We start from the raw sequence: 9,417 nt of genomic DNA on the forward strand, positions 1-9,417 counted from the left end.
TGAAACTATATGCAGTTAATCAGATTCACTGTAACTTTCACTTGTCAGTTACATAAAAGCGCCGTATTATTGCGCCCATGGAAGCGTGGCAGAGCGGTTTAATGCACCGGTCTTGAAAACCGACGAGGGTGTGAGTCCTCCGTGAGTTCGAATCTCACCGCTTCCGCCAAATTTTGAATTAAGCTCTTGTATTTACAAGGGCTTTTTTCTTGTCTGTAGTTTTACCCCACAACCTACCCCTCATCAAATTTTGGATTGAATTGGCTACATTAGGTTGTATTTGGAAGATAACGGAATGCAGTTTAAAAAACTGTATTTAAATCTAACTATATTCTTATTCAAACATTTCATAATTCTAAATATTTTCACTATTCATTCGCTTAGCTTGCTTGACGCTATATAACGTGCAGATTATCCTTAGCCTGCTGACCTACATCGTCAGCGGGTTTTAGCAGACCCATTAACAAAGACAATATGCGAAATCTCATTTTGCATGTTGTGGACCCGTTCGTCCCCCTTTCTTTGCGGTAGGGCGGAGGGGGGACGCGCTTGCGCGTGCTGGTTTCTTTGTTACCAGTCTGCTAACCCTTCTTCGTTCTGCCACCATCATATTAGCAGTGAATTGGTAGAATTCTTTTTAAACAAAGGAGTACGCCATGCGCTTACAACAATATCATCCCTTATTTTTCTCTTTTTCAATATTTGTACCGTTGGGTGATTAGACCGCGTGCTGTGGTGCATAGCTGTGTCTATGACTTTTTAAGAATAAAACTTTTTTAAATACATATTACCGATATGAAGATGAATCTCTAATGCTGTTTTGAGCTAAGTAGATCTGTACGCTTTATCGTCTATAAAAAATTCAAAAACTTAGATATTCATTCCAACAAAGATTGCATGGGGGACACCGGATCTGCAGAAGACCGGTGATGCCTGTAAAAAGAGAAAATGACTATGTTAAAAACTTTCCTAAAAACTGCCCTGATTTCATCACTTCTTGCAGGCGCGTCATGGGCGCAGGCAGGCTGGTTTTCGCAAGCCAGTGAATCCTATTTGATTCAAGCGCGTCATACTGGTGGCGGCGTGTATCAGTGCATGTATAAAACCAATCCGGGAAACCGCGGCTGGCGTAATTTCACGGTGAACTTTCAGGGCGGCTGCCCACGCTTTGTTCACTATAACGCTCAGAATGGTCAAGTCTCTGTACCGAACTAAAGGACAGGAGATTTGAGATGAACCAAAAAACCATATTGGGTCTGGCGGCTATTCTGGCTTTGACCCTTATTATCGTGTCCGGATTCTATTTCTTCAGTACCAAGTCCAGCGTTCAGAAACCTGTTCAAATAGCTGCAGCCCACGTGAATGATATGCCAGCGTCAGAAGCTGCTGCTTCAGAAGGCATTCCTGCAGCGGAAGTCGATGGCATTGATTTGAAGGAATTGACTGCTGGCAGCAAGGGCTCAAGTTCGGCCCAGCATGAACCTGAATTGCTAAGCTTTGAGTTTGATCAAAACTTGAAAGCTGCAGATACCTTGCTGTCCATGCTTCCTTATGCAGACCTGCCTGAATTTGAGCAGAAAAACATAGACAAGTACCAGCAGCTGGTTTTTGCCAAAGCTGCGAAAGATACGGGCAAACCAGTGAGTGGCTTTAGCTTGCAGGAACACGGCGCATTAGAGTCGGAACAGGCGGGCAACCGTTACTATGTTTATAAATTTGATAATGGTACAGACTGTGAAATCCATCTGGTCAGTATTGATTTAGAGACCGGTGATTACGGCGTAAGCTACAACTACTGTTGAGGATGATTGCTATGAATAAATATTTTAAATCAATCCTGCTGGCAGTAACGGCTGCTGCAGGCATGATGCTGTCAGGGTGTGGCTCCAGCCTTGATCCCAATACTTTTAGTGTTGAAATGAATGTAGAGGATACTAGCAACTGGTATGCACAAAACCAAGTGGCGCATGTCATCACCATTCGTTCCAACAGTCCAGATCCGATTGATGTCACCAACGTTTTAATCAACAACGGTGAGTGCAGTTATGAAGGCTACCGCAGAGCGCTTGAATACCCGCAGCACTTTAAAATGGGCTTGCGCTTAAGGCTGAAATTAACCGGCTGCGGTTACGATAACGTTGTGCGTGTAGATGTTGAAACGCAACAGGGAACAGCGAGCTACAGCTTTAACTAAGTGCGTTTCAATCTAAACTTTAATCTAGAACTGACTAAGCCGCGTCCTTAAGGGATGCGGTTTTTTTATGCCCGCTATTCAGCACTCTAGAGCTGAACTTATCTACAAGGAATATATCGTGTCCGTCCTTCAATGTCCCTACTGCAAGTCCGGCAATGTCAGACAAACCGCATCTGGCAAATCAAACACAAATTACTTTGAACAGCTTCAGCGCTGCATCTCACCTGCACAAATGGCTGTGCTGGGAGCAAGGCTTGCTAAGAAGGTCGGTTTTTCGCCTGCGGCAGGAGCGGCTGTAGGTGTGGTGATTGGCGGTGTGCTGGTGGTTGTCAGTCAATACTACTTTGAAACCTATTACAGCCAAGCAGATCAATATCTTTGTTTGGACTGCCGGCAGCATTTTGCTTGGGCCAAAAAACCATAAAGCTCAAGCCACAAACTTTAAACACATTTAATCAACAACCTGAATTTCAACATACATCTATAGGAAATATAAACATGGCACATCAAATTGAACAAATGGCTTATGTTGGTGACACCCCTTGGCATGGTCTCGGCAATCAGCTCGCACAAAATCAGCCGATTGAAGTTTGGGCACAGCAGGCTGGTATGGACTGGCGCATTGAATCTTCCAATGTCAGTTATATGGCGCAAAACGAACGCGGGCAAAACATCATCATGCCTTATGAAGAACAGCGTGTACTTTACCGCTCTGATACCCATGCACCATTGTCTGTGGTCAGCCAGCGTTATCAGGAAGTTCAACCTAAACAGATCTTGGAGTTTTATCGAGACCTGACTGAACAATCAGGCTTTGAGCTGGAAACAGCTGGTGTGCTGAAAGGCGGCAAAAAATTCTGGGCACTCGCCAAAACTGGACAAAGCTCAGCTTTAAAAGGCAAAGATGTCAGCAATGGCTATATTCTGCTGGCAACCGGCTGTGATGGAACGCTTGCGACCACAGCGCAATTTACTTCAATCCGCGTAGTGTGCAACAACACTTTAGCGATTGCTCTCAAGGGGCAGAATACCAGTGCAGGCGTGGTCAAAGTTCCGCACAGCACCAAGTTCGATGCCCAGAAGATTAAACAGCAGTTAGGTATTTCCGTGCGTGCATGGGAGGATCACATGTATGAGATGAAACAGCTGAGCCAGCGTAAAGTCACCCAGACCGAAGCTGTGGCTTATTTTGATGCTGTGTTCAACAACAGTAGCCTGAGCCCAATGGAGCAGGATGATGGCATTATTCAGTTTTACCGTAATGTAGCCAGTAAATCACAAAGCAAAGACAAGGCTGAACCGAATGGACGAGCAATGTCTAAGGTCATGACTATGTTTAACGGGCAAGGCCGTGGAGCAGAACTCAGTTCAGCTAAAGATACCGCATATGGCTTGCTGTGCAGCATCACGGAATTCTGTGACCATGAAAGAAGAGCCATGAGTCAGGATCACCGGCTGGATTCAGCATGGTTTGGTGCAGGGGCAGGCATCAAGCAGCGCGGATTAGAACAAGCACTACGCTTAGTTGTTTAAGTTTATATTCAGATATTGGATTTAAGATGATGATCTTAGATTAACATGATCCTAGAAATTCCCTTGAATCCAAATACCTCTTTGCCACCTCTCCAGATGTGGCTTTTTTTGTGTAAAATTTAATAATCAAAGAGTATCTATAAATTACTAAAATCCAAGTGCATTAATTTTTTTTTGTATAAAGTGTTCTAAATGACCGACTAGTTAGTTTATTAAAATCATTAGGGTCTGTTGACATTTCATAACAGCAGCCAAATAAATATACAGGCTAAGGCAACTGCATTTTCGTAGTTTCCCTTCAGCTTATCATATCGGGCGGCAATTCCTCTAAAGTGTTTCAGCTTACAGAAACTATTTTCGATTAAGTGTCTGATTTTATATAAATGCCAATCCATATGATTATTGTCCGATTTAGTATTAAATTTCCTCGGAATATTCGCTTTAGTCTTTGTGCTAACAATCTTTTCCCTCAGTTTTTCAGAGTTATACCCTTTATCAGCACATAAAATTTCTGTCGTTTCTAAATCTAATGAATCTACTGAGTCTGGTACAATTTTTATATCATGGGCTGTCCCATCACTCACGATAAAATTAATAGGGTTTCCATCAGCATCCACAGCTAAATGTATTTTAGAGCTATTGCCACCAATACTTTTTGAGATCGCTTTATTTTGTATGCCAGTAACATGCTGATGAGCCCGAGAGAACGTAGCATCAATAAACACCCATTCTAAATCAGTAGATTTAAATATTAATTTGAATATTATTAATAGCTTAAATTGTTTTGACCGACGGCTAAACTTCTTAAAGACCGAGTTTGGCTTACCAAAATATTCAGGCAAATCACGCCAAGGACACCCTGTTCGAATTCTATAAAGAATTGCTTCAAAAAATAACCTCAAATTCTGTTTGAGATAGATACCGAAATTAAAGAGAATAGATTTCAGCTTAGAACAGTGTTGATCTGTCAGCATGGTACGAGGCATAGCGAATAGTAAAATTGGGTTTGGCGATTTAATTTTACGACTTCGCTATTTTTTTAGCCTGTAAATGTCAACAGACCCTAGTAGATTTAAAAAAATTATAAAATTCATATACATGATATTTCAAGCAAAATTAGGTTTGAAATTGACAGATTCTATCGCTTAACCGCATTCTCTAAACCACGATAAAAATGATCTTCGGTACGCAAGGACGCCCGCTGATTCAGCTCAGTTTCCTGAATGAAAATTTATTTTTTCCGTATTTGAATATCTTGAAATGACTAGACACGATGTGAAGCTGCTGCAATGCAAAAAGGAGATTTGTGAATGTCAGAACTGATGATGGATGATGCTGACGGCGTACTGGACATGCTTAAAGAAAGTGTGGTTGCATTTTCAAAAGGCTTTCCTGGTGCAAAAGGTTTACGCCAATTGAGAGAGAGCCAGAATGCACTGGACAAAAAACAATGGAAAGAAATGGCGGATGCCGGTTGGATTGGCTTATTGCTTTCCGAAGCGCAGGGCGGTGCCGGGCTAAGCATTAAAGAGCAGGCAGTTATTAGCCATGCGCTGGGTCAGGAATTGGTGACATCACCTATTGCATCTTCTGCGGTATTTGCCTCAGCCATTTTAAATAGCTTGAACGCATCTGAAGAGCGTTCACGTTTGGCCGCTGTGTTGTTAAATGCGGATCAGCTGGTGGTTCCTGTGACTGGGGGGAAAATAACCGCAGTCCTGAATGGTCAGGATTTTATTCTAAACGGTAAAAGTGATTATTTAGACGCTGTACAAGAAGCATCTGATTTTATTATACAAGCGCATGATGCTGAAGGTGTGCAATATTTATTTAGTGTGCCTGCGCAAAGTTCGGGCATTTCACGGAAAGATCACCGCGCAGTAGACGGTACGATACTTTCAATACTCAGGTTAAATGATACGGCTGTACCAGCGGCACAGCTGCTGGCAAAGGGACATTTAAGTGCGCGATTAGGTCAATGCAGTGATTTAGCCATGCTGGCTGTGGCTTCCGAACTTGCTGGCATTGCCAGCAAATTAGTCACATTGACCTGTGAATATATGCAGCAGCGGGAACAGTTTGGCCAGCCCATTGCTAAATTTCAAGTGATTCAGCATCGTTTGGTAGATATGTGGGCGGATGCGGAATTTGCCTGTGCCGCAATTGACAATGCAGTTGAACGCTTAGCTTCAGGACATGGCATAGACAGCCATTTAGCGGTGCTGGCGGCTAAAGTGCGCGCTAGTGAATCTGCAACTTCGATTGGTCGTCGCGCGGTGCATTTATATGGCGCCATGGGCTTCACAGCAGAATGTGATATTGGACTGTATTTGAAGCGCGCAATCAATTTAGCCGCCTCATTCGGCGATGCTGAAAAATTAAGAATTCAATTCGTTCAGACTGAACGTGCAAATTAATCCAAGGAAAGAAGAGTCAATAAGGAGTTCTCATGCTAAATCAATTAATTAAAACAGAAATCGAAAATGGCGTTGCTGTTGTGACTTTAAACCGTCCGCCAGTCAACGCACAATCTAAAGAGTTTGTCGAAGAGTTGATCAGCGTGTTTGATGAGCTGAATGATTCAACCGATGTCAGCGTGATTGTATTAACCGCAGAAGGCAAAGTCTTTTCTGCAGGGGCGGATATTAAATCGCGCGGCAGCGTTGGCGCAACGCCAGGTGAAACCAGCCGCCATTTACGCCGTACTCGCGAGGCGGGTTTTTGTATCATGGAATCCAATATTCCCGTAATTGCAGCAGTAAATGGTGTAGCACTGGGTGCAGGGCTAGGCTTGACCTTATGCTGCGATATTATCTTAGCCTCTGAAAATGCAGTTTTTGGCTTGCCTGAAATCGATATTGGCCTGATGGGCGGTGCACGTCACGCAATGCGTTTATTACCACACTCTCTAGCGCGCCGCATGATTTTAACTGGTTATCGAGTAAGTGCGCGTGAACTGTACGAGCGTGGGATTATTGAGGCTTGCACTAAGCCTGAAGACCTGATGAAAGAAGCGATGCAAATTGCGAATTCGATTGCCAGCAAGAGTCCAACAGCTGTGCGCTTGGCAAAACGCGCCATTAATACCGTGGAAACCATGGGATTGAAAGACGGTTACCGTTTTGAGCAAAACCTGACTGTACAAATGACTCGCCACCCTGATTCTAAAGAAGCGATGGCTGCATTTTTAGAAAAACGCACACCGGTATTTCAGGAGCTAAATCATGGCTGATTGGAATAGCTTATCGGATCAAGAGTTCCGCCAAATTTTCCGTGAATGGATTTTGGCAAACTGTCCGGAAGAATTGAGATATATGCGCAAGCAGCGTCCGCTGTACGAAGAAGTGAAAGAATGGTATCAAGCGCTGTATAAACATGGCTGGTTGGCGCCAATGTGGCCGGTAGAATATGGCGGTATGGGGCTGACGCCCGCCAAACATATGATTTATGTGGAAGAATGGGCAAAAAATGGCTGTCCGCGCATTCCTGATCACGGTACATCATTGGTGGGCCCGCTGCTCTTAAATTACGGTACACAGGCGCAGAAAGATTATTATCTGCCGCGTATCCTTTCTGGTGAAGACGTCTGGTGTCAGGGCTATTCAGAACCAAACTCAGGTTCAGATTTGGCTAGCCTACGTACCAGTGCTGAACTGGACGGCGATGAATTTGTGGTGAATGGACAAAAAATTTGGACCACGCTGGGCAGCTGCGCCAACTTGATTTTTCTGCTGGTGCGTACAGATAAGGAAGTCAAAAAGCAAAAGGGCATATCTGTGCTGTTGGTAGATATGACCACCCCAGGTGTAGATGTGCGTCCTATTGAAAACCTGCGCGGTGAAAAAGATTTCTGTGAGGTGTTTTTTGATAATGTCCGTGTGCCAAAAGAAAACTTGGTCGGTGAGCTGAATCAGGGCTGGACCATTGCCAAATCTGTCTTGGGTCATGAGCGTATTTTTTTAGGATCGCCTGTACGTGCTGAATTGGCGCTGGGCCGATTAGACAAATTAGCGGAGCATAAAAAAGCCTTTGACGATGCTGCCTTTCTGTCGCGATATGCCAAGCTGCGTTTGGACTTATATGATTTAGGCTCTAGCTTTGAGCGTTATGCCAAAGTGTTGCGCGAAGGCAAGCATTTGGGCGCGGACGTCTCCATTCTGAAAATCGCTGCCACTGAGTTGTATCAGCGCATCACAGAAGAAACGCTGGTACTGGCAGGCGCAGATGCTCGCTTGGATGATGATATTGAAATCGACGGCGGCGCTGTCGATGCAATGAACTTGTTCTTGGATGCGCGTGCACCGGCAATTTTTGGCGGATCAAATGAAATTCAGCGCAACATTTTAGCCAAAGCAGTATTGAATTTACCAACCTAAGGTTTTGATTTTTTTAAAAGAAAAAGAGTTTTTATTGCGAGATAAAAACTCTTTTTTTATGTATGAAAAGATGAAAAAAATTACATCGTAATTTCAATTGGCAGATGGAAGTTGCTATTATTTTCTAAGCGTTTAACACCCGTGCGCAATAAATCTAGATAGCTGTCGAAGTTCTGTTTAATACGCTGCAGTTCACCGCCGATGCCAATGGTCACGGGCTGGCCATGAATGCTGATTGGCGCTAGAACTGAAATGGTGCCGCTGCCTTGGAAGGGCAGGTTGCCGGTACATGAGTAGCCTTGTTCTCTGATTTGACGGATCCGCTCCATCATTTCTGTAATATCTACACGGTAGCCTTCTTGCTGGGTCACGCTATTGGCTCTGCGTATAGTGTTGTCCAGAGCTTTATCATTCATGGTCGACATCAGCAGCCAGCCAGCTGAGGATTGGGTCAGCGGGCGCAATTCACTTTCACTGACGTGATAACGTAGCGCATGCACAGAATGGATGATTTTATTGTACTGTACATAAATATCATTTTTCGTGGTGATCGAAACGGTCTCGCCAGTTTTATCATGAATATCCTGCAGAACATCTAAAACCAGTTCAGAAGAAAAAATGCTGGACGGAATCCAGTTGCCTAAATCATAAAGTTTTAACGTTGGAAAATAGAGCCGTTCTGTCCGGTTGAAATTTAAATATCCACTGGAGACTAAGGTTTTTAGTAAAACTGTGGTGCTGGACTGCGGGTAGTTGAGAACAGTTGAAATTTCACTCATTGAACGGGACTGTTTTACGGAGCGGAAATATTCCATGATTTCCAATGCTCTTACTGCTGACTTAACTTGGGAAACGCTCAACTTTGCTGCTCCTTATGAATCTTTCTTAATTTCTCATCCATGAATTTTTACATTTCAAATAAAAGTTATTGCACTTCTGCTGCTTTTTGCTGAATCAATCTAGCATTTATATCCAACGAAAAACATAGGGATTTCTTCCATATTTCGTCGAATATGTATTGGCATATACCTATAGATATAACAAATGTTTAAGATGAATTAAGTATTTAATTAGGACTTACGCACTATTATTTATAGATTCTCTGTGGTAGCAGATGATTTTTATCGAGAATAAAGTCATCAATGAAGTTTTTGATAACTGGTCTAAATAATTTCTTCTGCCAACGATATACATTTTCAAAGATCCGCTCAAACTGGTTCTTTTGTATCTCAACGTAGGCCATCAAGGCTGAAAAAATATGATTCAAAATCAGTTTAGATCGTCTTACTTGAAACTTTTCAATATGACAAACCT

At 43.1% G+C, this 9,417-nt stretch carries 10 protein-coding genes, 1 tRNA gene and 1 pseudogene; 9 read left to right on the plus strand and 3 right to left on the minus strand.

Going from position 1 to position 9,417, the window contains the following annotated elements:
- The first annotated feature begins 79 nt into the window (after nt 1-79).
- From FTV30_RS05845 to FTV30_RS05870, 6 genes are all read left to right on the plus strand, one after another.
- A tRNA-Ser gene (locus tag FTV30_RS05845) sits at nt 80-169 on the plus strand.
- 785 nt (nt 170-954) lie between these two features.
- Nucleotides 955-1,215 (plus strand): hypothetical protein, encoded by a 261-nt coding sequence (locus FTV30_RS05850; protein WP_180001180.1) that lies wholly within the window; start codon nt 955-957, stop codon nt 1,213-1,215.
- Nucleotides 1,216-1,232: 17 nt separating this feature from the next.
- A complete protein-coding gene (locus FTV30_RS05855; RefSeq protein WP_180001181.1) occupies nt 1,233-1,802 on the plus strand; it encodes a hypothetical protein in 570 nt (189 codons plus the stop codon).
- Nucleotides 1,803-1,813: 11 nt separating this feature from the next.
- A complete protein-coding gene (locus FTV30_RS05860) occupies nt 1,814-2,194 on the plus strand; it encodes a hypothetical protein (protein WP_180001182.1) in 381 nt (126 codons plus the stop codon).
- A 118-nt stretch (nt 2,195-2,312) separates the two neighbouring features.
- Complete coding sequence (locus tag FTV30_RS05865; protein ID WP_180001189.1) at nt 2,313-2,618, plus strand: hypothetical protein; 306 nt, start codon at nt 2,313-2,315, stop codon at nt 2,616-2,618.
- Between the two features lie 74 nt (nt 2,619-2,692).
- Nucleotides 2,693-3,727 (plus strand): DUF932 domain-containing protein, encoded by a 1,035-nt coding sequence (locus tag FTV30_RS05870; RefSeq protein WP_180001183.1) that lies wholly within the window; start codon nt 2,693-2,695, stop codon nt 3,725-3,727.
- Nucleotides 3,728-3,966: 239 nt separating this feature from the next.
- On the opposite strand, the gene FTV30_RS05875 is transcribed toward FTV30_RS05870, so the two are convergent.
- The gene (locus FTV30_RS05875) at nt 3,967-4,713 is read right to left on the minus strand and encodes an IS5 family transposase (protein WP_180001184.1); all 747 of its coding nucleotides are present in this window, start codon (nt 4,711-4,713) and stop codon (nt 3,967-3,969) included.
- A 324-nt stretch (nt 4,714-5,037) separates the two neighbouring features.
- Between FTV30_RS05875 and FTV30_RS05880 the strand changes: the two genes are divergently transcribed.
- The 3 genes from FTV30_RS05880 to FTV30_RS05890 are packed head-to-tail and all read left to right on the plus strand — an operon-like array spanning nt 5,038 to nt 8,103.
- Complete coding sequence (locus FTV30_RS05880; RefSeq protein WP_180001185.1) at nt 5,038-6,144, plus strand: acyl-CoA dehydrogenase family protein; 1,107 nt, start codon at nt 5,038-5,040, stop codon at nt 6,142-6,144.
- A gap of 32 nt (nt 6,145-6,176) precedes the next feature.
- A complete protein-coding gene (locus FTV30_RS05885; protein WP_180001186.1) occupies nt 6,177-6,959 on the plus strand; it encodes an enoyl-CoA hydratase/isomerase family protein in 783 nt (260 codons plus the stop codon).
- Complete coding sequence (locus FTV30_RS05890; RefSeq protein ID WP_180001187.1) at nt 6,952-8,103, plus strand: acyl-CoA dehydrogenase family protein; 1,152 nt, start codon at nt 6,952-6,954, stop codon at nt 8,101-8,103. Before FTV30_RS05885 ends, FTV30_RS05890 begins: the two co-directional genes overlap by 8 nt.
- A gap of 80 nt (nt 8,104-8,183) precedes the next feature.
- Here the strand turns inward: FTV30_RS05890 and FTV30_RS05895 are convergent, their stop codons facing one another.
- The gene (locus FTV30_RS05895) at nt 8,184-8,963 is read right to left on the minus strand and encodes an IclR family transcriptional regulator (RefSeq protein WP_180001188.1); all 780 of its coding nucleotides are present in this window, start codon (nt 8,961-8,963) and stop codon (nt 8,184-8,186) included.
- 227 nt (nt 8,964-9,190) lie between these two features.
- Nucleotides 9,191-9,417: pseudogene (locus FTV30_RS05900) on the minus strand (IS701 family transposase); the annotation flags it as partial.

This window comes from Acinetobacter sp. YH12255 (genome assembly GCF_013417355.1).
GTDB classification, from domain to species: domain Bacteria; phylum Pseudomonadota; class Gammaproteobacteria; order Pseudomonadales; family Moraxellaceae; genus Acinetobacter; species Acinetobacter pseudolwoffii.